We start from the raw sequence: 25,265 nt of genomic DNA, 5'->3' as shown, positions 1-25,265 counted from the left end.
GTGGTGGGACGTGCCGCGCCTTCAGAGGAACAGTCCGGGGCCTGGACGCCCGTGACCTTCGGGGAATTTGACGCCCACCTTGCGCACCTTGTTCCCTTCCATCAGGGCGACGGTCCAGGTCAGGCCGTTCCACTCCACCTGGTCGCCGACGATGGGCTCGCCGCCGATCTCGTGGGAGATGAAGCGCCCGAGGGCCTGGCTGCCGTCGATGTTCTCCAGCTTGAGGCCGTAGAGCGAGGCGACGGCCGAGAGCTGGGCATCGCCTTCGAGGACGAAGTCGCCGAAGAAGCGCAGGTCGAGGCCACGCTGGGGGGCCTGGCTGAACAGCTTGCCGAGGGCGGAGAGGTCGTGCTCGTGGCCGACCACGCAGAGGATGTCGCCCGCTTCCAGCACGGTACTGCCCGAGGGGTGGAGCAGTTCGGTGCCCCGGAACAGTGCGGCGATGCGGGTGCCTTCGGGCATCTTCAGCTCGCGCAGGGCGGCGCCGATGCACCATTTTTCCGCGCCCAGGCGGTAGACGAACAGCTCCCACTCGCTGGTGGGGTGGATCTCCAGCCCGGCGCGGGAGATGGGCGCCGGCTCCGGCGGTACCGTCACCCGCAGCAGCTTGGCCGCCAGCGGCAGGCTGGCGCCCTGCAGCAGCAGGGAGACGAGGACGATGAAGAAGGCCAGGTTGAAGTACAGCTGCGAGTGGGGCAGGCCGGCCATCATCGGGAACACCGCGAGGATGATGGGCACCGCGCCGCGCAGGCCGACCCAGGCGATGAAGGCCTTTTCTCGGTCATGGAAGGCGCGGAAGGGGATCAGCCCGATCATCACCGACAGCGGGCGGGCGAAGAGGATCATCCACAGCGCCAGGCCCAGGGCGGGGATGGCGATGGGCAGCAGGTCATGGGGCGTTACCAGCAGGCCCAGCACCAGGAACATGCCGATCTGCGCCAGCCAGGCCATGCCATCGAGCATGTGCAGGATGCTGTGGCGCGAGCGGATCGGGCGGTTGCCCAGCACCAGGCCGCAGAGGTAAGCGGCGAGGATGCCGCTGCCGTGCAGGAAGTTGGTCAGGGCGAATACCAGCAGGCCGCCACTCACCACCAGCAGCGGGTAGAGGCCGTTGGGCAGGTTGATGCGGTTGATCAGCTGCAGCAGCACCCAGCCGCCGCCGAGGCCGAGCAGCGCGCCGATGCCGAACTCGCTGACCAGGTGGCCGAGGAAGGACAGGCTGATTTCGCTCTGCCCCTTGGCCAGCATGTCGATCAGGGTGACGGTGAGGAACACCGCCATGGGGTCGTTGCTGCCGGACTCGATCTCCAGGGTGGCGGTGACCCGTTCGTTTAGGCCCTTGCCGCCGAGCAGGGAGAACACCGCCGCGGCGTCGGTGGAGCCGACGATGGCGCCGATCAGCAGGCCTTGCATGATGTCGAGGTCGAACAGCCAGGCCGCGGCCATGCCGGTCAGCCCGGTGGTGATCAGGACGCCGACCGTGGCCAGCGACAGCGCCGGCCACAAGGCCACGCGGAAGCTGGAGACCCGTGTGCGCAGGCCGCCGTCGAGGAGGATGATGGCCAGCGCCAGGTTGCCCACCAGGTAGGCCAGCGGGTAGTTGCTGAAGCCGATGCCGCCCGGACCATCGATACCGGCGACCATGCCGACGGCAAGAATGATGACCAGGATGGGGATACCCAGGCGCGAGGAAACCGAGCTCACCAGAATGCTTGCGCCGACCAGCAACGCGCCGATCAGGAACAGGCTATTGATGGTGGCTGCATCCACGTATTGAAGCTCCTGGCAATGATGGTGGGGGTGACGCTGGAGGGATGCATGCAGCGTGCATGCCAGCCGGATTCTAACCTGCTACCCGCAACGCGCCGCAAGCGCTGATCGGCATAAATCCACAGGTTTTTTTGAGCGCGACCGACGCCCTCGTTCGTCGTTTCGACCAGGCGGTCAGGATTCTTGCCCCGGGTGCGGGCGCCGGCGGTTGTTCCGGCGCGATCAGGGCATGGGCGAGCCTGACGCCCCGATCCGCAGGCAAAAAAAGCCCCGCATGTGCGCGGGGCAGGGAAACCCTGAAAAGTTGAAATCAGAACCAGGCGTCGCGCATTTCCAGGCAGGTGTCGTCGCGGGCTTCGAGAATGGCCAGGGCGTGGTGCACCCCCGGCACTTCCCAGGTGAGGAAGTAACGCGCGGCCTGCAGCTTGCCCTTGTAGAAGTCGGCGTCGGCGGCATTGCCGCGGGCCAGGCCTTCTTCGGCGCGGATCGCCTGTTCCAGCCAGCGCCAGCCGATCACCGCATGGCCAAAGGCGTTGAGGTACAGCGCGGAGTTGGCCAGGGCCTGGTTGACCTTGCCCTGCATCAGGTCGCCGAGCAGAGACAGGGTCACGGCGGAGAGGCGCGACACCAGTTGCTCCAGCGGCTGGCGCAGGGCGTCGAGGGAGCCGTGGGCGCTGGCGCGCTGGCAGGTGTCGTTGATCAGGCGGGTCAGCTGCTTGAGGCCGGCACCGTTGTTCTGCGCCACCTTGCGGCCCAGCAGGTCCAGGGACTGGATGCCGTGGGTGCCTTCATGGATGGGGTTGAGGCGGTTGTCGCGGTAGTACTGCTCCACCGGGTATTCGCGGGTGTAGCCGTGGCCGCCGAGGATCTGCACCGCCAGTTCGTTGGCCTTGAGGCAGAACTCCGAGGGCCAGGATTTGACGATGGGGGTGAGCAGGTCGAGCAGCTCGTGGGCCTGCTTGCGCTCCTCCTCGGTGGCGAGGGTCTGGGTGTCGTCGAACAGGCGGGCCGAGTACAGGCCGAGGTCGAAGGCGCCTTCCACATAAGCCTTCTGGGTCAGCAGCATGCGGCGCACGTCGGCGTGCTCGATGATCGCCACCTGGGCGCTGGTGGGGTCCTTGCCGTCGGGCAGGCGGCCCTGGGGGCGCTCGCGGGCGTATTCCAGGGAGTAGAGGTAGCCGGCGTAGCCGAGCATCACTGCGCCCATGCCGACGCCGATGCGCGCCTCGTTCATCATCTGGAACATGTAGGACAGGCCGGCGTGGGGCTTGCCCACCAGGTAGCCGACGCAGTCGCCGTTGTCGCCGAAGTTCAAGGCGGTGGAGGTGGTGCCGCGGTAGCCCATCTTGTGGAACAGGCCGGCGAGGATCACGTCGTTGCGCTTGCCGAGGGATCCGTCGTCGTTGACCAGGAACTTGGGCACGATGAACAACGAGATGCCTTTGACCCCGGCGGGGGCGTCCGGCAGCTTGGCCAGCACCATGTGCACGATGTTGTCCGACAGCGGGTGGTCGCCGCCGGAGATGAAGATCTTGTTGCCCTTGATGCGGTAGGTACCGTCACCGGCCGGTTCGGCGCGGGTGCGGATGTCCGACAGCGAGGAGCCGGCGTGGGGCTCGGTGAGCGCCATGGTGCCGAAGAACTTGCCGTCGATCATCGGCTGCAGGAAGCGCTGCTTCTGTTCGTCGCTGCCGAAGCTCTCGATCAGGTTGGCCGCGCCCATGGTCAGGAAGGGGTAGGCCGAACTGCCGACGTTGGCCGACTGGAAGTGGGCGAAGCAGGCCTGGGACAGCAGCGTGGGCAGTTGCATGCCGCCCTGTTCGAAGCTGCGGGTGGCGTTGAGGAAGCCGGCTTCGAGGAAGGCGTCGACGGCGGGCTTCACTTCCGGGATCAGCGTGGCGGCGCCGTTGTGGTACTCCGGCTCGTTCTCGTCGCCCTTGCGGTTGTGCGGGGCGAAGTATTTCTCGGCGATGCTGCGGGCGGTGCCGATGGCGGCGTCGAAGGTTTCGCGGTTGTGGTCGGCGAAGCGCTCGCGCTGGGTCAGGGCTTCGGCGTCCAGCACTTCGTAGAGTTCGAAGGCCAGGTTGCGGGAACTGAGCAGGGTCTCGGACATGTCGGATCTCCGGTTGGATCGTCGGAGTCTAGATCGGTGAATGAAGGTCGCCTAGCAACATCCATAAGGGTGATAAAGCGGCAAAACCCGGCCAGCGTCGTGGCTGTTAAACTGCGCGCCTCGCGAGGATTCCAACACCATGAACTACCGTCACGCCTTTCATGCCGGCAACCACGCCGATGTGCTCAAACACCTGACCCTGGCCCGCCTGATCGCCCTGCTGTCACGCAAGGAGGCGCCCTTCGCCTACCTCGACAGCCACGCCGGTGTCGGCCTTTACGACCTGGCCGGCGACCAGGCCAACCGCACCGGGGAGTGGGAGGAGGGCATCGGCCGGCTCTGGGGCCAGCCCGACCTGCCGGAACTGATGGTGGACTACCTCGGCGTGCTGCACGCCCTGAACCCCGATGGCGCGCTGCGCCACTACCCCGGTTCGCCGGAGCTGGCACGCCAGCTGACCCGCCCGCAGGACCGCCTGCACCTGAACGAAAAGCACCCGGAAGACGGCCAGGCGCTGAAGGAGAACATGGCCGGCGACCGCCGCGTTGCCGTGCACCTGGGCGAAGGCTGGCACCTGCCCCGCGCCCTGCTGCCCACGGCGGAGAAGCGCGCGCTGATGCTGATCGACCCGCCCTTCGAGAAAGCCGACGAGCTGGAGCGCTGCGTCACTGCGCTGAAGGAAGCCATCGGTCGCATGCGCCAGACAGTCGTGGCGATCTGGTACCCGATCAAGGACCAGCGCCAGCTCAAGCGCTTCTACCAGGGCCTGGAAGCCTCCGGCGCACCCAAGCTGCTGCGCGTGGAACTGATGGTGCACCCGGCGGACAACGCCCTCGGCCTCAACGGCTCGGGCCTGGCCATCGCCAACCCGCCATGGGGACTGGAAGAGGAACTGCGCCAACTGCTGCCCTGGTTGAGCGAAAAGCTTGCGCAGAGTCAGGGTGGTTGGCGGTTGGATTGGATTATTGCGGAGAAGTAGGCGCTGCGCGCCAGATACAAGTTTCAAGCTGCAAGCGGCAAGTTCAGGGAGCGGCAAGCTATAAGCCGCAAGCCGCAAGCTAAAAGCAGTGACCGCTCTGGCTCCTACTTGCAGCTTGTAGCTTGCAACTCCCCTCTCCCGGCCGTCAGGCCGGCATACAAACCCCAGTCCCCCCCAACCCACAGTAACCCCCCGGATTCTTCGCCAGGTACTGCTGGTGATACGCCTCGGCGTAATAGAAGGTCGGGGCTTCGTCGATTTCGGTGGTGATGGCGCCGAAGCCTGAGTTGCTCAGTTCGGCCTGGAAGCGCGCTTCGCTAGCCTTGGCGGCTTCCAGCTGGGCGGCGTCGCTGCAGTAGATGGCCGAGCGGTACTGGGTGCCGATGTCGTTGCCCTGGCGCATGCCCTGGGTCGGGTTGTGGGCTTCCCAGAACACCGAGAGCAGTTTTTCGTAGCTGATCACCTGCGGGTCGAACACCACCAGCACCACTTCGGTGTGGCCGGTGAGGCCGGAGCAGACTTCGTCGTAGGTCGGGTTCGGGGTGTGGCCGCCGGCGTAGCCGACTGCGGTGGACCAGACGCCTTCCTGTTGCCAGAAGCGCCGCTCGGCGCCCCAGAAGCAGCCGAGACCGAATACCGCCTGCTGCAGGTGGGCGGGGAAGGGGGCTTGCAGCGGGCGGCCGTTGACGAAGTGGGCGTCGGGCACCGGCATCGGCGATTCACGGCCGGGCAGCGCCTGTGCCGCCGTGGGCAGCTCGATTTTGTGAGCGAGGATCTGCGAGCGCAGGACCATGGCGTTCTCCTGATTGGGTGGCTGGTCGATAGACCCGCGGGAGTCGCCGATGTTACAGCAGGCTCAACTCCGTGGGCGGCAGGGGTAGCGGCGCAGGCTTTCCAGCAGCAGGTGCCCCGGAATGGGCTGGTCGAACAGGTAGCCCTGGCCGACGTCGCAGCGCTGGCGGCGGAGGAAGGCCAGCTGGGAGGCGCTCTCGATGCCTTCGGCGACGACCTTGAGCTTGAGGTTGTGGGCCATGGCGATCACCGCGGAGGTGATTTCCATGTCGTCCTGGTTGTCGGGGATGTCCTTGATGAAGCTGCGGTCGATCTTGATGACGTCGATCGGGAACTTCTTCAGGTAGCTGAGGGACGAGTAGCCGGTGCCGAAGTCGTCCATGGCCAGCGTCAGGCCCAGGGTCTTGAGGCGGTTGAGCTGGTGCTTGGTGTCGTCGGTGGCTTCCAGCAGCAGGCCTTCGGTCAGTTCCAGTTCCAGCAGGCCCGAGGGCAGTTGCTCCTCGTGGAGGATGGCGGCGATGGAACCCACCAGGTCCGGGTCGCTGAACTGCTTGGGCGACAGGTTGATCGCCACCTGCACATCGCCCATGCCCGAGGCGCTGAGGCGCCGGCTCATGCGGCAGGCTTCGCGGATCACCCATTTGCCGATGGGGATGATCATCCCGGTTTCCTCGGCGACGCTGATGAACTGGTCGGGGCGGATCATGCCGCGCTCCGGGTGCTGCCAGCGCAGCAGCGCCTCCATGCCCAGCAGTTGCCCGGACTTCAGGCACAGCTTGGGCTGGTAGAAGACTTCCAGCTCGTTCTGCGCCAGGGCGCGGCGCAGGTTGTTCTCGACGAACAGCTTGTAGCTGGCTTCGGCGTTGAGGGTTTCGGTGAACAGCTGCAGCTGGTGCTTGCCGTTGGCCTTGGCCTTGTGCAGGGCGAGGCCGGCGTGCTTCATCAGGGTCTGCGGGTCACGCCCGTGCTGGGGCGCGCAGGCCAGGCCCAGGGAGCCGGTGACGCTGATCAGCTGGTTGTCGACGAACAGCGGCTTGTCGAGGGTGTGGAGGATCTGCCCGGCGGTCTTCTGCCCGCTCTCCAGGTCGGCGCCATCGAGCAGCACGGCGAATTCGTTGCTGGCGAAGCGCGCAAGGATGTCGCCCTGGCTGAGGGTGTTGCGCAGCCGGCGGGCGAGGCTGACCAGCAGTTTGTCGCCGGTCTGGTGGCCGAGGCTGTCGTTGATGCGCTTGAAGTTGTCGATGTCCACCAGCAGCAGGCAGAGGGGCGACTCGTGGTCGCTCTGGAAGCGCTCTTCGAGGCTGCGGATGAAGTAGGGACGGTTGCCCAGCCCGGTGAGGTTGTCGGTGTAGGCCAGCTTCTCGATGCGCTGCTGGGCCAGCTTGTTGTGGGTGACGTCCTCGTAGATGCCGATGTAGTGCGTCAGTTCGCCGTTCTCGCCGAACACCTTGGAAATCGACAGCTGGCCCCAGTACGGCTCGAGGTTCTTGCGCCGGCTGCGGAACTCACCCTGCCAGCTGTTGCTGGTGGTGAGGCTGGAGCGGGCGTCGAACAGCAGGTCGCTGAGGTTTTCCAGGGCCGGCAGCTCGGAGAGGCGGCGGCCGTGGACTTCATCCGAGCTGTACTGGGTGATGGCGGTGAAGCTGGGGTTGACGTATTCCACCAGGCCGTCGCGGTCCACCAGCAGGAAGGCGCTGGCGCTCTGTTCGACAGCGCGCTGGAACAGGTGCAGGGCATTGGTGGCGTCGAGGCGTTGCTGGTTGACCAGGACCTGGGCGAACTGGTCGGCCAGCTCGCCGGCGAAGGCGATTTCATCGGTCTGCCAGACGCGCTGGCCGCCGGTGTGCTCCAGGCACAGCACACCGACCACCTCGCCACCGATGCGCACGCTGGCATCGAGCAGGGCGACGACACCCTGGGGCTTGAGGTAGTCGTCCACCAGTTCGATGGTGCGCGGGTCGCGCTGGGCGTTGTGGGCGTCGATGGCGCGGCCGCTGTGCAGGGCTTCGAGGTAGAGCGGGTAGCGGCTGACGTCGATGGATTTCGGGTGTTCGTGTTGGTCCTGGTCGCGCCGGTAGAGGGTGATGGCGCGCAGCAGGTCGCCATCGAACATCCACAGCGAGGCACGGGAAACCTCGTAGGCCTCGCAGGCGGCCTGGGTGATCAGCTTGGCCGCTTCCAGGGCCGGGTCGCCCGGGCCGTAGCGGTGGCGGGCCAGGCGCACGATCAGGCTCTGCTGGGCGCGGGAGCGGATCAGGTGCTGCAGGTGGTCTTCCTGGGAGCGCTGGTAGAGGTCCAGGGAGCTTTTCAGCCGCTGGTTCTGGGCTTCCAGTTCGCTGAGGCGCTGGTCGTCGTCTTCACTGTCGTCGACCTCCACCGGCAGCAGGTAACCGCGCAGCAGGTTGCGGCCGTGCTGCTGGAAGGCTTCGCCGAGTTCGAGGATGGTGCGCACGCCGTCGGGGGTGTGCAGGTCGTACTGCACCTGATAGCTGGCGCTGCCGGTCAACTGACGCTGGATTTCGTCATGCAGGCGGTAGCGCGCTTCGGGGGACATCAGGCTGGCATAGGGCGAGCCGACCAGGGCGCAGAGCTCGGTGGCGGGCAGGCCGATCTGGCGTTCGCAATTGGGGTCGAGGAACAGCAGCGCCCAGCTGGCCTCGTTGAGCCGCTCGAAACGCATGAGGCCAAGCCGCGAAGGGACTGGCAACTGCGTCACAACCTCGGCCACCGTACGGCTGGCGGCATCGGGATGGCTTTTCATCGGGCGGGTGGGTTCCAGTATGCTGACCGAGTCGGGCCTCGGCCCACTTCATATTATGGCGTCGGGCAAGGGTGCATCATGCGGATGGGGCTGACAAGACAACTTGGTGGGGCTTTGGTGCTATGTGGGCTGTTTTTTTTATCACCGGTCTCGGCGGCCGCTCCTGAGCCTGTTCTCAGCAGCGCCGAACAGACCCGTTACCTGACGGAAATCAAGCGTCTCTACCTGACCGACGACGAGCGCAAGGCGCTGTTCGCGCACACCAATGCGCTGCTCAAAACCTACGCCCTGAGCGCCGGCTACCAGGTGGGCTCCAGCGACCGCCGCGACCTGGAATACCAGGTGAGCCTGGCCAAGCCGGGCGAGCTGATGCTGCGCGAAGAGGTGCGTGCCACCTCGGGCACCGGGGTTTCGGTACACAACCGCCTGTTGCCGGTGTTCGGCGTCGACCCGAGCATCAGCTACTCGTGCCCTCGCGAAGGCCAGGCCTGCGTGCTCAACGTGCCCGGCTCCACGGAGCCGATGCTGACCATCGTCCGGGATCTCGATGGTGCCGGGCAGCTGGCCAAGGCCTTCAGCTTCCTGATCCGCAATCTGCAGAAGGGCTGATCCCGGCTGCAGCGCCGAAACCCACTGGCAGCCGCGAGTGGGTTTCGCCTGGTTTTCCCCGATCAATCATTCCTCCTCAATGACGCGATGCGGGCCGCCGCAGGCCGGGGCGTGGGCGTCGTCCGGCGCTTACATCCTCTTAATCCAGGCAAAAAAAACCCCGCCGAATCGGGCGGGGTTGAGGTACGAGCATGGCGTGCTCGCGATGAAGCAAAGGTTTACAGCAGCATGGTGCGGATGTCCGCCAGCACGTCGCCCAGGCGCTTGGTGAAGCGCGCGGCGGCGGCGCCGTTGATCACGCGGTGGTCATAGGACAGCGACAGCGGCAGCATCAGGCGCGGCTGGAAGGCCTTGCCGTCCCAGACCGGCTGGATGGTGGCCTTGGACACGCCGAGGATCGCCACTTCCGGCGCGTTGACGATCGGCGTGAAGCCGGTGCCGCCAATGTGGCCGAGGCTGGAGATGGTGAAGCAGGCGCCTTGCATGTCGTCCGCCGAGAGCTTCTTGGTCCGGGCTTTCTCGGCCAGGGCAGCGGCTTCGGCAGCCAGTTGCAGCAGGCTCTTCTGGTCGACGTTGCGGATCACCGGGACCAGCAGGCCGTCCGGGGTGTCCACGGCGAAGCCGATGTGCACGTACTTCTTGCGGATCAGCGCCTTGCCACTGGGGGCCAGGGAGCTGTTGAAGTCCGGCAGTTCCTTGAGCAGGTAGGCGCAGGCTTTCAGCAGCAGCGGCAGCACGGTCAGCTTGACGCCGGCTTTCTCGGCCACGGCTTTCTGGGCGACGCGGAAGGCTTCCAGCTCGGTGATGTCGGAGGAATCGAACTGGGTCACGTGCGGGACGTTGAGCCAGCTGCGGTGCAGGTTGGCGGCGCCGACCTGCATCAGGCGGGTCATCGCCACTTCTTCGATTTCACCGAACTTGCTGAAGTCCACTGTGGGGATCGGCGGAATGCCGGCACCGCCGGTGGCGCCTGCGGCAGCCGCCGGGGCCTCCTTGGACTTCTGCATCACGGCCTTGACGTAGGCTTGCACGTCTTCCTTGAGCACGCGGCCGTGCGGGCCGGTCGCGGTGACCGCGCTCAGCTCGACGCCGAACTCACGGGCCAGTTGGCGCACCGCCGGGCCGGCATGGACCTTGGCGCCGTTGGAGCGGGCCGGGGCGCCGGCGCTACCGGCGGCAGCGGCCGACAGCGAGGCGATGGCGTTGACCTCGGCGGCAACGGCCGGGCTGGCGCCTGCCGGTACGCGATGGACCGGTTGGCTGTCCTGCGCGGCAGGGGCCGGAGCGGCGGCCGGGGCGGAACCCTGGGTGCGCAGCTTGAGGATCAGGTCGCCGGTGCCGACCTCGGCGTCCAGCTTGACCACGATGCTCTCGACCACGCCAGCGGCGGGCGAGGGGATCTCCATGCTGGCCTTGTCGGATTCCAGGGTGATCAGGCTCTGGTCGGCTTCGACGCTGTCGCCGGCCTTGACCAGAATCTCGATGACCTTGGCCTTGCTGTCGGAGCCGATGTCCGGGACGTGGACGTCCTGCACCGATTCGGCAGCCGGAGCGGCCGGAGCCGCTGCGGGAGCCTGGGCCGGTGCCGGCGCGGCGGCGGGTGCCTCGGCGGCCTTGGCGGCAGCGGGTGCAGCGCCTGCAACGCGCAGCTTGATGATCAGGTCGCCGGTGCCGACTTCGGCGTCCAGCTGGACCACGACGCTCTCGACCACGCCAGCGGCGGGCGAGGGGATCTCCATGCTGGCCTTGTCGGATTCCAGGGTGATCAGGCTCTGGTCGGCTTCGACGCGATCGCCGGCCTTGACCAGGACTTCGATGACCTTGGCCTTGCTGTCGGAACCGATGTCCGGGACGTGAACGTCCTGGACGCTTTCACTGGCGGGGGCCGCCGGTGCCGGTGCGGCAGCGGGCTTCTCTTCCGCCTTGGGGGCGGCTGCCGGTGCCTGGGCCGCGGGTGCCGCAGCAGCGGCGCCCTCGATGTCCAGTTCGATCAGGTCGTCGCCTTCCTTGAGGCGGTCGCCGATCTTCACCTTCAGGCTTTTCACCACGCCGGCCTTGGGCGAGGGGACTTCCATGCTGGCCTTGTCGGATTCCAGGGTGACCAGGCTCTGGTCGGCTTCGACGCGGTCGCCGACCTTGACCAGAATCTCGATCACTTCGCCTTCGCCGCCGATATCGGGTACGCGGATCAACTCACTCACAATGCGTCTCCTCAGCAGTCCAGGGGGTTGCGCTTATCGGGGTCGATGCCGAACTTGGCGATGGCCTCGGCCACCACTTTCGGTTCGATGTCGCCGCGATCCGCGAGGGCTTCCAGTGCCGCCAGGACAACCCAGTAGCGGTCCACTTCGAAGAAGTGGCGCAGCTTCTTGCGGCTGTCGCTGCGGCCAAAGCCGTCGGTACCCAGGACCTTGAATTCCTTGCTCGGCACCCACTGACGAATCTGTTCGGCGAACAGCTTCATGTAGTCGGTGGAGGCCACGACCGGACCCTTGCGGCCATTCAGGCACTGCTCGACGTAGGTCGACTTGGGCTTCTGGCCCGGGTGCAGGCGGTTGTGGCGTTCGATGGCCAGGCCATCGCGGCGCAGTTCGTTGAAGCTGGTGACGCTCCAGACATCGGCGCCGACGTTGAACTCGTCGCGGAGGATCTTCGCCGCTTCGCGGACTTCGCGCAGGATGGTGCCCGAGCCCAGCAGCTGCACGTGGTGCGCTGCCTCCTTCTTGTCCTCTTCGAGCAGGTACATGCCCTTGATGATGCCTTCCTCGACACCGGCCGGCATCGCGGGCTGGGTGTAGGCCTCGTTCATCACGGTGATGTAGTAGAAGACGTCCTGCTGCTCTTCGGTCATCTGGCGCATGCCTTCGCGGATGATCACCGCGAGCTCATAGCCATAGGTGGGGTCGAAGGTGCGGCAGTTGGGGATGGTGCCGGCCAGCATGTGGCTGTGGCCGTCCTCGTGCTGCAGGCCTTCGCCGTTGAGCGTGGTGCGGCCGGCGGTGCCGCCGATCAGGAAGCCACGGGTGCGGCTGTCGCCAGCGGCCCAGGCCAGGTCGCCGATACGCTGGAAGCCGAACATCGAATAGAAGATGTAGAACGGCAGCATCGGCTGGTTGTGGCTGGAGTACGAGGTGCCGGCGGCGATGAAGGAGCTCATGGCGCCCGCTTCGTTGATGCCTTCCTCGAGGATCTGGCCCTTCTTGTCCTCGCGGTAGAACATCACCTGGTCCTTGTCGACGGGCTCGTAGAGCTGGCCGACGGAGGAGTAGATGCCCAGTTGGCGGAACATGCCTTCCATGCCGAAGGTACGGGCTTCGTCCGGGATGATGGGGACGATGCGCTGGCCGATTTCCTTGTCCTTGACCAGCTGCGAGAGGATCCGCACGAAGGCCATGGTGGTGGAGATTTCACGGTCGCCGGAGCCGTCGAGGATGGCCTTGAGGGTATCCAGCGGCGGGGTCGGGATGCTGAAGCTCTTGGCGCGACGCTGGGGCACGAAACCACCCAGTGCGGCACGGCGCTCGCTCAGGTAACGGGCTTCGGCGCTGCCTTCTTCGGGTTTGAAGAAGGGCAGGTTCTCCAGCTCGTCGTCCTTCACCGGGATGTCGAAGCGGTCGCGGAACGACTTCAGGCTGTCGACATCGACCTTCTTGGTGTTGTGCGCGGTGTTCTTCGCTTCGCCGGCACCGGTGCCATAACCCTTGATGGTCTTGGCCAGGATAACGGTGGGCTGGTCCTTGTGGTTGACCGCCTGGTGGTAGGCCGCATAGACCTTGTACGGGTCGTGGCCGCCACGGTTGAGCTTCCAGATCTCGTCGTCGGAGAGGTCGGCGACCATCGCCTTGAGCTCGGGGGTGTTGAAGAAGTGCTCACGGACGAACGCGCCGTCCTTGGCCTTGTAGTTCTGGTACTCGCCGTCGATGACTTCGTCCATGCGGCGCTGCAGGATGCCGTCGACGTCCTTGGCCAGCAGCGGGTCCCAGAAGCGACCCCAGATGACCTTGTTGACGTTCCACTGGGCGCCACGGAACACGCCTTCGAGTTCCTGGATGATCTTGCCGTTGCCGCGAACCGGGCCGTCGAGGCGCTGCAGGTTGCAGTTGATGACGAAGATCAGGTTGTCGAGCTTCTCGCGGCCGGCCAGGGAGATGGCGCCGAGGGATTCCGGCTCGTCGCACTCGCCGTCGCCCATGAAGCACCAGACCTTCTGCTTGCCGGCGGGGATGAAGCCGCGGCTTTCCAGGTACTTCATGAAGCGTGCCTGGTAGATCGCCTGGATCGGGCCGAGGCCCATGGATACGGTGGGGAACTGCCAGAAGTCCGGCATCAGCCAGGGGTGCGGATAGGACGACAGGCCCTTGCCATCGACTTCCTGGCGGAAGTTGTTCATCTGGTCTTCGGTGATGCGGCCTTCCATGAAGGCGCGGGCGTAGACACCGGGGGAGGCGTGGCCCTGGAAGTAGATCAGGTCGCCGCCGTGTTCGTCGGTCGGGGCCTGGAAGAAGTAGTTGAAGCCAATGTCGTAGAGGGTCGCCGAGGACGCGAAGCTGGAGATGTGACCGCCCAGGTCGGAGTCCTTCAGGTTGGTGCGCATGACCATGGCCAGCGCGTTCCAGCGTACCAGCGAGCGAATGCGGCGTTCCATGAACAGGTCGCCAGGCATGCGTGCTTCGTGGGTGACGGGGATCGTGTTGCGATAGGGCGTGGTGATGGCATAAGGAAGCTGCGAACCGCTACGGGTAGCGAGTTCACCCATACGGGTCATCAGGTAATGCGCGCGGTCTTCGCCTTCTTTGTCGAGAACCGATTCCAGGGCGTCCAGCCATTCCTGGGTTTCGACGGGATCGAGGTCTTGCATGGCTTGCTCCAGGGCGGAAAGGCTTCCAGAATCGGACGCCTATGTTCACTGCCAGCCTTTTGGGCGGGCAGAAGCTAATTCTTGGATTTACCGGGGGTCGAACCGGCCTTGTGTAGTTTTACTACATTTCGACGGCCGTTTCAGCACTCTGGACACAATCTTTCGTAGTAAAACTACAGATGGGCGGTGCAAGGCCAGCAACCACAGGCCCGGCGTACGCCGATCACAGGATAGACCATGAGCCTGCCCCCGCTTGTCGCCCTTCCCCCGCAACTGCAATCGCTCGCCGACCGTGCGCGCCAGGCTTTCACCTCCGCTGGGGAGGGCCTGCCGGAATCTCCGCAGCAGGTGTTCGAGGGCTGGCCCGACGAACGGCAGCAGGCATTCCAGCGGGTGTGCGCGGCCAGTGACTTCGTGGCCGAGCAGGCGCAGCGCGATCCGGCGATGCTCATGCAGCTGGCGGAATCGGGCGAGCTGGAATGTACACTTAAATCCAATGAATTGTGTACACAATTGGATTCAGTTCTTGCTGAGTGCGAGAGTGAAGACGAGCTGGCGCGCCGCCTGAGGCGCTTTCGCAACCGCCAGCAGGTGCGCATCATCTGGCGCGACCTGACCCGCCAGGCGGACCTCGCGGAAACCTGCCGCGACCTTTCCGATCTCGCCGACGCTTGCATCGACCGCGCCTACCACTGGCTCTACGAGCGCCATTGCGCGCAGTTCGGCACCCCCACCGGGCGCCGCTCCGGGCTGCCGCAGCACATGGTCATCCTCGGCATGGGCAAGCTGGGCGCCCACGAGTTGAACCTGTCCTCGGACATCGACCTGATCTTCGGCTACCCGGAAGGCGGCGAGACCGAGGGCGCCAAGCGTGCCCTGGATAACCAGGAGTTCTTCATCCGCCTCGGCCAGAAGCTGATCAAGGCGCTGGATGCCATCACCGTCGACGGCTTCGTCTTCCGCGTCGACATGCGCTTGCGCCCCTACGGCTCGTCCGGCGGGCTGGTGCTCAGCTTCAATGCGCTGGAGCAGTACTACCAGGACCAGGGCCGCGACTGGGAACGCTACGCGATGATCAAGGCGCGGGTGGTTGGTGGTGACCAGCAGGCCGGCGCGCAGTTGCTGGAGATGCTGCGGCCCTTCGTCTATCGCCGCTATCTGGACTTCTCGGCCATCGAAGCGCTGCGCTCGATGAAGCAGCTGATCCAGCAGGAAGTGCGCCGCAAGGGCATGACCGAGAACGTCAAGCTCGGCTCCGGCGGCATCCGCGAGGTGGAGTTCATCGCCCAGGCCTTCCAGCTCATCCATGGCGGGCGTGACCTGAGCCTGCAGCAGCGGCCGTTGCTCAAGGTGCTGGCCACCCTGGAAGGGCAGGGCTACCTGCCGCCGGCCGTGGTGGCCGAGCTGCGCGATGGCTATGCCTTCCTGCGCTACACCGAACACGCCCTGCAGGCCATTGCCGACCGGCAGACGCAGATGCTGCCGGACAACGACCTGGATCGTGCCCGCGTCGCCTTCATCATGGGCTTCGATGACTGGGCGGCCTTCCATGAACGGCTGATGTATTGGCGCGGTCGTGTCGAGTGGCACTTCCACCAGGTCATCGCCGACCCGGACGAAGACGAGGACGCCGGCCCGCAGGACGCCTGCATCGGCGGCGAGTGGCTGCCGCTGTGGGAAGACGCCCTGGATGAAGAGAGCGCCTGCCGGCAGCTGAGCGAATCCGGCTTCCTCGACCCGTTGGCGGCCATGAAGCGCCTGATCGACCTGCGCAACGGCCCGCAGCTGCGGGCCATGCAGCGCCTCGGTCGCGAGCGCATGGACGCCTTCATCCCGCGCCTGCTGACCATGGCCAGCGAACACGCCAACCCTGATCTGGTGCTGGAGCGCGTGCTGCCGCTGGTGGAGAAGGTGGCCCGGCGTTCGGCCTATCTGGTTCTGCTGAGCGAGAACCCCGGTGCCCTGGAGCGCCTGATCACCCTCTGCGCCGCCAGCCCCTGGATCGCCGAACAGATCGCCCGCTATCCGCTGTTGCTGGACGAGTTGCTCAACGAGGGCCGCCTCTATCACCCGCCGCTGGCACCCGAGCTGGCGGCCGAGCTGCGCGAGCGACTGACCCGCATCCCCGAGGACGACCTCGAGCAGCAGATGGAGGCCCTGCGCCATTTCAAGCTGGCCCACAGCCTGCGGGTGGCGGCCTCCGAGATCGCCGGAACGCTGCCGCTGATGAAGGTCAGCGACTACCTGACCTGGCTGGCCGAGGCCATTCTCGACCAGGTACTGGCCCTGGCATGGCGCCATACCGTGGCCCGCCACGGCGCGCCCCATCGTGCCGATGGCAGCGACTGCGACCCGGACTTCATCATCGTCGGCTACGGCAAGGTCGGCGGCCTGGAGTTCGGCCACGGTTCCGACCTCGACCTGGTGTTCATCCACGATGGCGACCCCCAGGCCGAAACCGATGGCGAGAAGCCCATAGACGGCGCCCAGTTCTTCACCCGCCTGGGCCAGCGAATCATCCACCTGCTCACCACCCAGACCACCTCCGGCTCGCTCTACGAAGTGGACATGCGCCTGCGCCCCTCAGGTGCGGCGGGCCTGCTGGTGAGCTCCCTGGGCGCCTTCCAGCGCTACCAGGAGAACGAGGCCTGGACCTGGGAGCACCAGGCGCTGGTGCGTGCCCGCGTGCTGGTGGGCTGCAAGCGCGTGGCAACGGCCTTCGAGGCGGTGCGCCTGGCGGTGCTCGGCCGCGAGCGCGAGCTGGACACCCTGCGCCAGGAGGTCAGCGAGATGCGGGCGAAGATGCGCACCACCCTGGGAACGCGCGAGACCGCGGCGGGAACCGCTGCGAACGCCTTCGAAACCACGGCTCCCTTCGATCTGAAGCAGGACGCCGGCGGTATCGTCGATATCGAATTTATGGTGCAATATGCGGCCCTTGCCTGGTCGCGACAGCACCCGGAGCTGGTGCGCTACACCGATAACATCCGCATTCTCGACGGCCTCGAGCAGGTCGGGTTGCTGTCCGGTGAAGCGGTCAGCCTGCTGCAGGAGGCCTACAAGGCCTATCGCTCCGCCGCCCACCGGCAGGCGTTGCAGAAGCAGCCGGGCGTAGTGAGTGGTGACCAGTTCCACGCGGAGCGCCAAGGCGTGATGCGGATCTGGCGTGAGTTGGGCTTGAGCTAACAGGCCGTTGAAGAACGTAGACGAGGCAGCCGATACAAGGCGAGAACGGCCGAAAAAGCGCAGTTTACGTGTGGTAAATGAGCATTTTGAGGGCGTTTTCAACGCCGTAGCGGCAACGCAGTTAGTTTTTCAGCAGCCTGCTAACTCGCCGAGCTGAATCAATCGAATCCTTGAGGAGCTGGCAAATATGTCGATGGCCGATCGTGATGGCGTGATCTGGTATGACGGCGAACTGGTGCCGTGGCGCGAAGCGACCACTCACGTACTGACCCATACCCTGCACTACGGGATGGGCGTGTTCGAAGGCGTGCGCGCCTACAACACCCCGGACGGCACGGCGATCTTCCGCCTGCAGGCGCACACCGACCGCCTGTTCGACTCCGCTCACATCATGAACATGCAGATCCCGTGGACCAAGGATCAGATCAACGAGGCCACCCGCGCCGCCGTGCGTGAGAACAACCTCGAAAGCGCCTACATCCGCCCGATGGTGTTCTACGGAAGCGAAGGCATGGGCCTGCGTGCCACCGGCCTGAAGGTCCACGTCATCGTCGCCGCCTGGAACTGGGGTGCGTACATGGGCGAGGAAGCGCTGCAGAAGGGCATCAAGGTGCGCACCAGCTCCTTCACCCGCCACCACGTGAACATCTCCATGACCCGCGCCAAGTCCAATGGTGCCTACATCAACTCGATGCTGGCCCTGCAGGAAGCCATTTCCGGCGGCGCCGACGAGGCCATGATGCTGGACCCGGAAGGCTACGTGGCCGAGGGTTCCGGCGAGAACATCTTCATCATCAAGGACGGTGTGCTCTACACCCCCGAAGTGACCGCCTGCCTCAACGGCATCACCCGCAACACCGTGCTGCGCCTGGCCGAAGAGCAGGGCCTGAAGCTGGTCGAGAAGCGCATCACCCGTGACGAGGTGTACATCGCCGACGAAGCCTTCTTCACCGGCACCGCCGCTGAAGTCACCCCGATTCGCGAAGTCGACGGCCGCAAGATCGGCATCGGCAGCCGTGGTCCGGTGACCGAGAAGCTGCAGAAGGCCTACTTCGACCTGGTGACCGGCAAGACCGCCGCGCACGCCGAGTGGCGCACCCTGGTCAAATAAATAGACAAGGCTGCAAAGTGCAAGCCGCAAGCCGCAAGCAGTGGGTACTGCTTGAAGCTTGCGGCTTGTCGCTTGAGGCCCCGAAGCTGCCTTTATGAATATTCTGATCGTTGGCCCCTCCTGGGTGGGCGACATGGTGATGGCGCAGACACTCTTCCAGTGCCTGAAGGCCCGCCATGGCGACTGCCAGATCGACGTCCTGGCACCCGAGTGGAGCCGGCCCATTCTCGAGCGCATGCCCGAGGTGCGCCAGGCCCTGAGCTTTCCGCTCGGCCACGGCGTGCTGGAACTGGCCACGCGCCGCCGCATCGGCAAATCCCTCGCCGGTCGCTATGACCAGGCGATCCTCCTGCCCAACTCGCTGAAGTCCGCGCTGGTGCCCTTCTTCGCGGGCATCCCCCAGCGCACGGGCTGGAAGGGCGAGATGCGCTACGGCCTACTCAACGACATCCGCAAGCTGGACAAGTCCCGCTACCCGCTGATGATCGAGCGCTTCATGGCCCTGGCCTACGAGCCCGGCGCCGAGCTGCCGCAGCCCTATCCGCGCCCGACCCTGAACATCGAGCCGGCGAGCCGCGACGCGGCCCTGGCCAAGTTCGGCCTCAGCCTCGACCGCCCCATCCTCGCCCTGTGCCCCGGCGCCGAATTCGGCGAGGCCAAGCGCTGGCCGGCCGAGCACTACGCCAAGGTCGCCGAGCTGAAGGTCCGCGACGGCTGGCAGGTCTGGCTGTTCGGCTCGAAGAACGACCACCCCGGTGGCGAAGACATCCGCATGCGCCTGATCCCGGGCCTGCGCGAAGAGGTGATCAACCTCGCCGGGCAGACCAGCCTGGCCGAGGCCATCGACCTGATGTCCTGCTCCGGCGCCGTGGTCTCCAACGACTCCGGCCTGATGCACGTGGCCGCTGCGCTGAACCGCCCGCTGGTGGCCGTCTACGGCTCCACCTCGCCGCTGTTCACCCCGCCCCTGGCGGAACAGGTGGAGGTGGTGCGCCTGGGCCTGGAATGCAGCCCCTGCTTCGACCGCACCTGCCGCTTCGGCCACTACAACTGCCTGCGCCAGCTCAAGCCGCGCCCGGTGATGGATGCCCTGGGGCGCCTGGTGGCCGATCCGGCCGAGGTCGCTGAATGAGGGTTTTGCTGGTCAAGACCTCGTCCCTGGGTGATGTGATCCACACGCTGCCGGCGCTCACCGATGCCGCCCGGGCCATCCCCGGCATCCAGTTCGACTGGGTGGTGGAGGAGGGTTTCGCCGAGATTCCCGCCTGGCACCCGGCGGTGGCGCAGGTCATCCCGGTGGCCATCCGCCGCTGGCGCAAGAACCTGATGCAGACCATCCGCAGCGGCGAGTGGAAGCGCTTCAAGGCGCGCCTGCGCGAGACCCGTTACGACCTGATCATCGACGCCCAGGGGTTGTTCAAGAGTGCCTGGCTGACCCGTTACGCCAAGGCACCGGTGGCCGGGCTGGACCGCGAGTCCGCCCGCGAGCCCATCGCCGCGCGCTTCTACGACCAGGCCCACTCCGTGGCCTGGGGGCAACACGCCGTCGAGCGTGTACGCCAGTTGTTCGCCAAGGCGCTGGACTATCCGCTGCCGACCACCACCGGCGACTACGGGCTCAGCCGTTCGCAGCTGGCCGATGCACCGGGTAGCGCGCCTTACCTGCTGTTCCTGCACGGCACCACCTGGGACACCAAGCACTGGCCGGAAGCCTACTGGCGTGACCTGGCCGAGCGGGTCTGCGAGCACGGCTGGAACCTGCGCCTGCCCTGGGGCAACCCGAACGAGAAGGCGCGGGCCGAACGCATCGCCGAGGGCTTGGAAAACGCCGCGGTGCTCCCCAAATTATCCCTGGCCGGCATGGCCAAGGTGTTGGCGGGCGCCCGTGCCTGCGTGGCGGTCGACACCGGCCTGGGCCACCTGGCGGCGGCGCTGGACGTCCCGACCCTGTCGCTCTATGGGCCGACCAACCCCGGCTTCACCGGTGCCTACGGCCGTTCGCAGGTGCACCTGGGCAGCGACTTCCCTTGTGCGCCCTGCCTGAAGAAGACCTGCACCTACCAGCCGACCGAGGAAGACAAGCGCCGCTTCGACCTGAAACGCGAGCAGCCCCTGTGCTTCACCCGGCTGAACCCGCAGCGCGTGGCCACCCAGCTGGAGGCCCTGCTGCTGACCGAGGACACTCACTGATGCAACTGGCATTCGTGCTCTACAAGTACTTCCCGTTCGGCGGCCTGCAGCGCGACTTCATGCGCATCGCCCAGGATTGCCAGCGCCGTGGGCACGCCATCCGCGTCTACACCATGATCTGGGAAGGCGATATCCCGGACGGTTTCGAGGTGCTGATCGCGCCGGTCAAGGCGCTGTTCAACCACAAGCGCAACGAGAAATTCACCGCTTGGGTCGAGGCCGACCTGGCCAAGCGCCCGGTGGACCGGGTGATCGGCTTCAACAAGATGCCTGGCCTGGATGTGTACTACGCCGCCGACCCCTGCTTCGAGGACAAGGCGCAGACCCTGCGCAATGGCCTGTACCGCAAGTGGGGCCGCTACAAGCACTTCGCCGACTACGAGCGGGCCGTGTTCGCCCCCGAGTCGAAAACCGAGGTGCTGATGATTTCCGAGGTCCAGCAGCCGCTGTTCGTGAAGCACTACGCCACGCCGGCCGAGCGCTTCCACCTGCTGCCACCGGGCATCGCCGCCGACCGTCGCGCACCTGCCAACGCCGCCGAGATCCGTGCCGAGTTCCGCCGCGAGTTCAAGCTGGCGGACGACGAGCTGCTGCTGGTGCAGATCGGCTCCGGCTTCAAGACCAAGGGCCTGGACCGCAGCCTGCGTGCGCTGGCCGCGCTGCCCAAGGCGCTGAAGAAACGCACGCGGCTGATCGTCATCGGCCAGGACGACCCCAAGCCTTTCATCCTGCAGATGAAGACGCTGGGTATTTCCGATCAGGTCGAAATCCTCAAGGGTCGCAGCGACATCCCGCGCTTCCTGCTGGGCGCCGACCTGCTGATCCACCCCGCCTACAACGAAAACACCGGGACCGTGCTGCTGGAGGCGCTGGTCGCCGGGCTGCCGGTGCTGGTGACCGACGTCTGCGGCTACGCCCACTACATCGACGAGGCCAGGGCAGGTCGCGTGGTGCCGAGCCCCTTCGAACAGGAGCAGCTGAACCGCATGCTGGCCGAAATGCTCGACAACGATAACGCCCGCAACGAATGGGCCCGCAACGGCCTGGCCTTCGCCGATGCGGCGGACCTCTACAGCATGCCGCAGCGCGCGGCCGACGTGATCCTGCAGGCGCGCCCATGAAGCTGGTGCTCGCACAACCCTTCAAGGACCTGTGGGCCGGGCGCGACGCCTTCGCCGAGGTAGAGAAGCTGCAGGGCGAGGTCTTCCGCGAGCTGGAGGCCCGGCGCACCCTGCGCACCGAGGTCGACGGCCGCGGCTACTTCGTCAAGATCCACCGTGGCATCGGCTGGGGCGAGATCTTCAAGAACCTGATCACCGCCAAGCTGCCGGTGCTCGGCGCCGGCCTGGAGTGGGCCGCCATCCAGCGCCTGCAGCAGGTGGGGGTGCCGACCATGACCGCAGTGGCCTTCGGCGAGCGCGGGAGCAACCCCGCGCAGCAACACTCCTTCATCGTCACCGAAGAGCTGGCGCCGACCATCAGCCTGGAAGACTTCAGCCTCGACTGGCAGCAGAACCCGCCGCCGCTGAAGCTCAAGCGCGCGCTGATCGACGAGGTGGCGCGCATGGTGCGCGAGATGCACCGCGCGGGCGTCAATCATCGTGATTGCTACATCTGCCACTTCCTCCTGCACACCGACAAACCGGTCACTCCCGGGGACTTCCGCCTCTCGGTCATCGACCTGCACCGCGCCCAGGTGCGCGCGAGCACGCCGCGCCGCTGGCGCGACAAGGACCTGGCGGCCCTGTATTTCTCGGCGCTGAACATCGGCCTGACCCGCCACGACAAGCTGCGCTTCCTCCAGGTCTATTTCCAGCAACCGCTGCGCCAGGTACTGCGCGAGGAAATCGGCCTGCTGGCCTGGATGGAACAGAAGGCCGCGCGCCTGCTGGTGCGCTACCAGCGCAAGTACGTGGAAGGAGCAGCGGATTGAGCGATTGGAAACTGGCGCCCGGGCTCGACGAAGGCGTCGCCGGCCTGTTCGCCGACCTCGATGCGGTGTTCGCCCTCAAGGGCGACTGGATCACCGGTGACCCGCTCTCCGAAGTGCTGCGGGTCGAGCATGCGGGCATCCGTTACTACGTCAAACGCTACTGGGGGGCGGGCAAGGGCCTGCGTCGCTGGATCGGCCGGCCGCGGGTCAAGGCCGAATGGCAGAACCTCAAGAACTTCAGCAAGTGGGGCATTCCCACTGCGCCGGTGGTGGGCTGGGGCCTGGAGCGGCGCTTCGGGCTTTTCCACCGTGGCGCGCTGATCACTCGCGAGCTGGAGCGCACCGCCGATATGGCGGCGCTGGCCCTGCGTGACGACCCGCGCCTGGACGACGCAGCCTGGGTGGATGGCGTCAGCCGCCAGCTGGCCCGCGCCACCCGAGCCATGCATGACCACCACTTCGCCCATAACGACCTGAAGTGGCGCAACCTGCTGGTCAACGACGAGGGCGAGCTGTTCCTCATCGATTGCCCCACCGGCGCCCTCTGGTTCGGCCCCTTCCTGCAACGCCGCATCACCAAGGACCTGGCCTGCCTGGACAAGGTGGCCAAGTACCAGTTGAGCCGCACCCAGCGCCTGCGCTTCTACCTGCAGTACCGCGGGCGCCAGCGCCTGAACGTCAGCGACAAGCGGCGTATCAGGCAGATCATCGGTTTCTTCGAGGGACGCGAATGAGCGACTTCATCGCCGCCAGTGACCGCGACATCCTGGCCCGTCATGGCCTCGACAACTTCGAGGCGCTGTGGAACCTGCAGCTCGAGGCGGTGGATGCGCCCAATACCGGCCGTGGCGGCTGGAGCAGCGTGTTCCGCCTCGACCTGGGTGATGCGGCCTATTACCTCAAGCGGCAGAGCAACTACCTCAGTCGCAGCTTGGCGCACCCGTTCGGCGAGCCCACCTTCGCCCGCGAATTCCGCAACATCCAGCGTTACCAACTGCTGGAGGTCCCTGCCCTGCGTGCCGCCTTCTTCGCCGAGCGGGAGGTGCACGGCGAGCGCCGTGCCATCCTCCTGACCCGCGCCCTCGATGGCTGGACCGAGCTGGCTGAGCTGCTGGAGCGCTGGCCGAGCCTGGGCGAGGAGCAGCGCGCGGCGATCATCCTCGCCGTCGGCACGCTTGCCCACCGGCTGCATGCGGCCGGTCAGGTACATGGCTGCTTTTATCCCAAGCACGTCTTCCTGCGCGAAAGCGGCGGCCATTACGAGAGTTGCCTGATCGACCTGGAGAAAACCCGCTCGCTGTTGCTGGGGCGTCGTGACCGAGTCAAGGATCTGGAGCCGCTGGTGCGTCGCGCCAATGCCTGGGGCGAAAGCGAGATCCGCGAACTGCTGGTCGCCTACCTGGGCGCCGAACATTCCAGCAGCGATGTCGATACCTGGGTTCACCGCCTCGGCGCGCGTCGCCGTAACAAGGAGCGTCGCGCTTGAAACTGGCCGAACTCGCCGGTGCCGGGCGCGCACCGAACCTGCCGCTGGCGGTGGACGCTGCGGATGGCCTGGAACTGGTCTGCCTGTTCCGCGTGCTACCCGGGCAGCGTTACGTCGGTCTCGCCCGCTGGCAGGGTCGCGAGGTGCTGGCCAAGCTGATGGTGGGCGCCAAGGCCGAGCGTCATTACCAGCGCGAGCTGGCCGGTGCAAAGCTGCTCGCCCAGCAGGGCCTGCCGACGCCGGCGTTGCTGGCCGAAGGCTTTGCCGCGGGGCAGGGCGGCTGGTTGCTCTTCGATTACCTGAAAGATTCCCGCAGCCTGTGGGACGAGTGGCGTGCGGTGGAAGCCGAAGCGCCGCTCTCCGATGGGCAGCAGGCGGTCCTGGGTGAGGCCCTGGCCCTGATCGGCCAATTGCATGGCAAGGGGTTGGTCCAGGAAGACCTGCACCTGGACAACATCCTTCGTCATCAGGGCGCGCTGCAACTGATCGACGGCGGCGGCGTACGCGGCGAATCCCCCGGGCAGAGCCTGGCACGGGACAAGGTGCTGGCCAATCTCGGGGTGTTCTTCGCCCAGTTGCCGGCGGACCTCGACCCCTTCCTCGAAGAGCTGCTGGTGCACTACCTGCTGGCCAACGGTGAACACGCGTTGCCGCTGGAGATGCTGCAGAAGGAGATCGCCCGGGTACGCCGCTGGCGCCTGCGCGATTTCCTCGCCAAGATCGGCCGTGATTGCAGCTTGTTCAGCGTGATCGGCTCGGCCTTCGGCATCCGCGCCGCCCGTCGTGACGCCCTGGATGCCTTGTCGCCCCTGCTGGCCGATCCGGATGCGGCCCTCGCCGCCGGTCGTCTGCTCAAAGGCGGTGGCACCGCCACGGTGGCGCAGGTGGAGGCCGGTGGGCGGCAATTGCTGCTCAAGCGCTACAACATCAAGGGCCCGCTGCACTGGCTGAAGCGCTTCTGGCGCCCCAGTCGTGCCTGGCACAGCTGGAAGGAGGGCAATCGCCTGGCCTTCCTCGGCATCGCCACACCGCAGCCCCTGGCCATGATCGAGCGCCGCTGGTGCTGGCTGCGCAGCCGCGCCTACCTGATTACCGAATATCTGCCCGGGCGCGATATAATCGCCCGTTTTCAGGAAGCCCAGGCCGATCCGCAAGGCAATGGCTTGCCGGCCGAAGCCGATCTGCAGGCGCTGGACCGCTTGTTCGCCGCCCTGATCCGTGAGCGCATCAGCCATGGCGATCTCAAGGGACACAACCTGTTCTGGCAGAGCGGCGCCTGGTGCCTCATCGATCTGGATGCCGTGCAGCAACACCGAAGCGAGCGCAGTTTCGCCCGGGCCTACGCCCGCGATCGTGCCCGCTTCCTGCGCAACTGGCCCGCCGACTCGGCGTTGCACCAGTTGCTGGACCGACGTTTACCGAAAGACAGTTTCAAGCCGAGTGCTTGAAGCTGGAAGAAACAGCCCTCTGGGCCGTG

The 25,265-nt window shown here is 66.1% G+C and carries 17 protein-coding genes; 11 read left to right on the top strand and 6 right to left on the bottom strand.

Translation table 11 applies throughout. From position 1 onward, the window contains the following. Positions 1-21: 21 nt before the first annotated feature. Together OEJ36_RS25050 and OEJ36_RS25045 are read right to left on the bottom strand one after the other, a co-directional pair. On the bottom strand, positions 22-1,770 hold the full coding sequence (locus OEJ36_RS25050; RefSeq protein WP_263403825.1) for a potassium/proton antiporter: 1,749 nt from the start codon (positions 1,768-1,770) through the stop codon (positions 22-24). A 310-nt stretch (positions 1,771-2,080) separates the two neighbouring features. Continuing rightward, positions 2,081-3,883, bottom strand: coding sequence for an acyl-CoA dehydrogenase (locus tag OEJ36_RS25045; protein WP_263403824.1), 1,803 nt, complete (start codon positions 3,881-3,883; stop codon positions 2,081-2,083). Between the two features lie 139 nt (positions 3,884-4,022). Between OEJ36_RS25045 and OEJ36_RS25040 the strand changes: the two genes are divergently transcribed. Beyond that, positions 4,023-4,862, top strand: coding sequence for a 23S rRNA (adenine(2030)-N(6))-methyltransferase RlmJ (locus tag OEJ36_RS25040; protein WP_263403823.1), 840 nt, complete (start codon positions 4,023-4,025; stop codon positions 4,860-4,862). Positions 4,863-5,007: 145 nt separating this feature from the next. Here the strand turns inward: OEJ36_RS25040 and msrA are convergent, their stop codons facing one another. Further along, complete coding sequence (gene msrA, locus OEJ36_RS25035) at positions 5,008-5,655, bottom strand: peptide-methionine (S)-S-oxide reductase MsrA (protein ID WP_263403822.1); 648 nt, start codon at positions 5,653-5,655, stop codon at positions 5,008-5,010. Positions 5,656-5,718: 63 nt separating this feature from the next. Continuing rightward, positions 5,719-8,415, bottom strand: coding sequence for a putative bifunctional diguanylate cyclase/phosphodiesterase (locus OEJ36_RS25030; protein WP_263403821.1), 2,697 nt, complete (start codon positions 8,413-8,415; stop codon positions 5,719-5,721). A gap of 78 nt (positions 8,416-8,493) precedes the next feature. Between OEJ36_RS25030 and OEJ36_RS25025 the strand changes: the two genes are divergently transcribed. Next, positions 8,494-9,024, top strand: coding sequence for a hypothetical protein (locus OEJ36_RS25025; RefSeq protein ID WP_263403820.1), 531 nt, complete (start codon positions 8,494-8,496; stop codon positions 9,022-9,024). Between the two features lie 218 nt (positions 9,025-9,242). On the opposite strand, the gene aceF is transcribed toward OEJ36_RS25025, so the two are convergent. Together aceF and aceE are read right to left on the bottom strand one after the other, a co-directional pair. Continuing rightward, positions 9,243-11,225, bottom strand: coding sequence for a dihydrolipoyllysine-residue acetyltransferase (gene aceF / locus OEJ36_RS25020; RefSeq protein WP_263403819.1), 1,983 nt, complete (start codon positions 11,223-11,225; stop codon positions 9,243-9,245). Between the two features lie 11 nt (positions 11,226-11,236). Continuing rightward, positions 11,237-13,882 (bottom strand): pyruvate dehydrogenase (acetyl-transferring), homodimeric type, encoded by a 2,646-nt coding sequence (aceE, locus tag OEJ36_RS25015; RefSeq protein ID WP_263403818.1) that lies wholly within the window; start codon positions 13,880-13,882, stop codon positions 11,237-11,239. A 237-nt stretch (positions 13,883-14,119) separates the two neighbouring features. Between aceE and glnE the strand changes: the two genes are divergently transcribed. From glnE to OEJ36_RS24970, 9 genes are all read left to right on the top strand, one after another. After that, positions 14,120-17,068 (top strand): bifunctional [glutamate--ammonia ligase]-adenylyl-L-tyrosine phosphorylase/[glutamate--ammonia-ligase] adenylyltransferase, encoded by a 2,949-nt coding sequence (gene glnE, locus OEJ36_RS25010; protein ID WP_263403817.1) that lies wholly within the window; start codon positions 14,120-14,122, stop codon positions 17,066-17,068. 187 nt (positions 17,069-17,255) lie between these two features. After that, a complete protein-coding gene (gene ilvE / locus OEJ36_RS25005; RefSeq protein WP_021219812.1) occupies positions 17,256-18,179 on the top strand; it encodes a branched-chain-amino-acid transaminase in 924 nt (307 codons plus the stop codon). A 94-nt stretch (positions 18,180-18,273) separates the two neighbouring features. After that, complete coding sequence (gene waaF / locus OEJ36_RS25000; RefSeq protein WP_263403816.1) at positions 18,274-19,311, top strand: lipopolysaccharide heptosyltransferase II; 1,038 nt, start codon at positions 18,274-18,276, stop codon at positions 19,309-19,311. Continuing rightward, positions 19,308-20,369 carry a lipopolysaccharide heptosyltransferase I gene (waaC, locus tag OEJ36_RS24995; RefSeq protein WP_031287820.1) on the top strand — a complete coding sequence of 354 codons (1,062 nt, stop codon included), beginning with the start codon at positions 19,308-19,310 and terminating at the stop codon, positions 20,367-20,369. The genes waaF and waaC overlap by 4 nt, the downstream gene beginning before the upstream one ends. Continuing rightward, entirely contained in the window at positions 20,369-21,490 is a 1,122-nt protein-coding gene (locus OEJ36_RS24990) for a glycosyltransferase family 4 protein (RefSeq protein ID WP_263403815.1), read from the top strand. The genes waaC and OEJ36_RS24990 overlap by 1 nt, the downstream gene beginning before the upstream one ends. After that, a complete protein-coding gene (gene rfaP / locus OEJ36_RS24985) occupies positions 21,487-22,302 on the top strand; it encodes a lipopolysaccharide core heptose(I) kinase RfaP (protein ID WP_263403814.1) in 816 nt (271 codons plus the stop codon). The genes OEJ36_RS24990 and rfaP overlap by 4 nt, the downstream gene beginning before the upstream one ends. Next, complete coding sequence (locus tag OEJ36_RS24980) at positions 22,299-23,036, top strand: lipopolysaccharide kinase InaA family protein (protein ID WP_263403813.1); 738 nt, start codon at positions 22,299-22,301, stop codon at positions 23,034-23,036. The genes rfaP and OEJ36_RS24980 overlap by 4 nt, the downstream gene beginning before the upstream one ends. Next, on the top strand, positions 23,033-23,788 hold the full coding sequence (locus OEJ36_RS24975; protein WP_263403812.1) for a lipopolysaccharide kinase InaA family protein: 756 nt from the start codon (positions 23,033-23,035) through the stop codon (positions 23,786-23,788). Before OEJ36_RS24980 ends, OEJ36_RS24975 begins: the two co-directional genes overlap by 4 nt. After that, a complete protein-coding gene (locus OEJ36_RS24970; protein WP_263403811.1) occupies positions 23,785-25,236 on the top strand; it encodes a lipopolysaccharide kinase InaA family protein in 1,452 nt (483 codons plus the stop codon). The genes OEJ36_RS24975 and OEJ36_RS24970 overlap by 4 nt, the downstream gene beginning before the upstream one ends. Positions 25,237-25,265: the final 29 nt, after the last annotated feature.

The sequence above is a fragment of the Pseudomonas sp. PDM13 genome, assembly GCF_025685765.1.
Classification (GTDB): domain Bacteria; phylum Pseudomonadota; class Gammaproteobacteria; order Pseudomonadales; family Pseudomonadaceae; genus Metapseudomonas; species Metapseudomonas solani.
Note: the sequence above shows the minus strand (reverse complement) of the source record. Positions and strands in the feature narration are given on the sequence as shown.

Coding starts and splice junctions, on each gene's coding strand:
- glnE (WP_263403817.1), top strand. CDS start 14,120: ATGAGCCTGCCCCCGCTTGTCGCCCTTCCCCCGCAACTGCAATCGCTC.
- OEJ36_RS25045 (WP_263403824.1), bottom strand. CDS start 3,883: ATGTCCGAGACCCTGCTCAGTTCCCGCAACCTGGCCTTCGAACTCTAC.
- OEJ36_RS25030 (WP_263403821.1), bottom strand. CDS start 8,415: ATGAAAAGCCATCCCGATGCCGCCAGCCGTACGGTGGCCGAGGTTGTG.
- aceE (WP_263403818.1), bottom strand. CDS start 13,882: ATGCAAGACCTCGATCCCGTCGAAACCCAGGAATGGCTGGACGCCCTG.
- rfaP (WP_263403814.1), top strand. CDS start 21,487: ATGAAGCTGGTGCTCGCACAACCCTTCAAGGACCTGTGGGCCGGGCGC.
- waaF (WP_263403816.1), top strand. CDS start 18,274: ATGAATATTCTGATCGTTGGCCCCTCCTGGGTGGGCGACATGGTGATG.
- OEJ36_RS25025 (WP_263403820.1), top strand. CDS start 8,494: ATGCGGATGGGGCTGACAAGACAACTTGGTGGGGCTTTGGTGCTATGT.
- ilvE (WP_021219812.1), top strand. CDS start 17,256: ATGTCGATGGCCGATCGTGATGGCGTGATCTGGTATGACGGCGAACTG.
- OEJ36_RS24990 (WP_263403815.1), top strand. CDS start 20,369: ATGCAACTGGCATTCGTGCTCTACAAGTACTTCCCGTTCGGCGGCCTG.
- OEJ36_RS25040 (WP_263403823.1), top strand. CDS start 4,023: ATGAACTACCGTCACGCCTTTCATGCCGGCAACCACGCCGATGTGCTC.
- OEJ36_RS24975 (WP_263403812.1), top strand. CDS start 23,033: ATGAGCGACTTCATCGCCGCCAGTGACCGCGACATCCTGGCCCGTCAT.
- msrA (WP_263403822.1), bottom strand. CDS start 5,655: ATGGTCCTGCGCTCGCAGATCCTCGCTCACAAAATCGAGCTGCCCACG.
- waaC (WP_031287820.1), top strand. CDS start 19,308: ATGAGGGTTTTGCTGGTCAAGACCTCGTCCCTGGGTGATGTGATCCAC.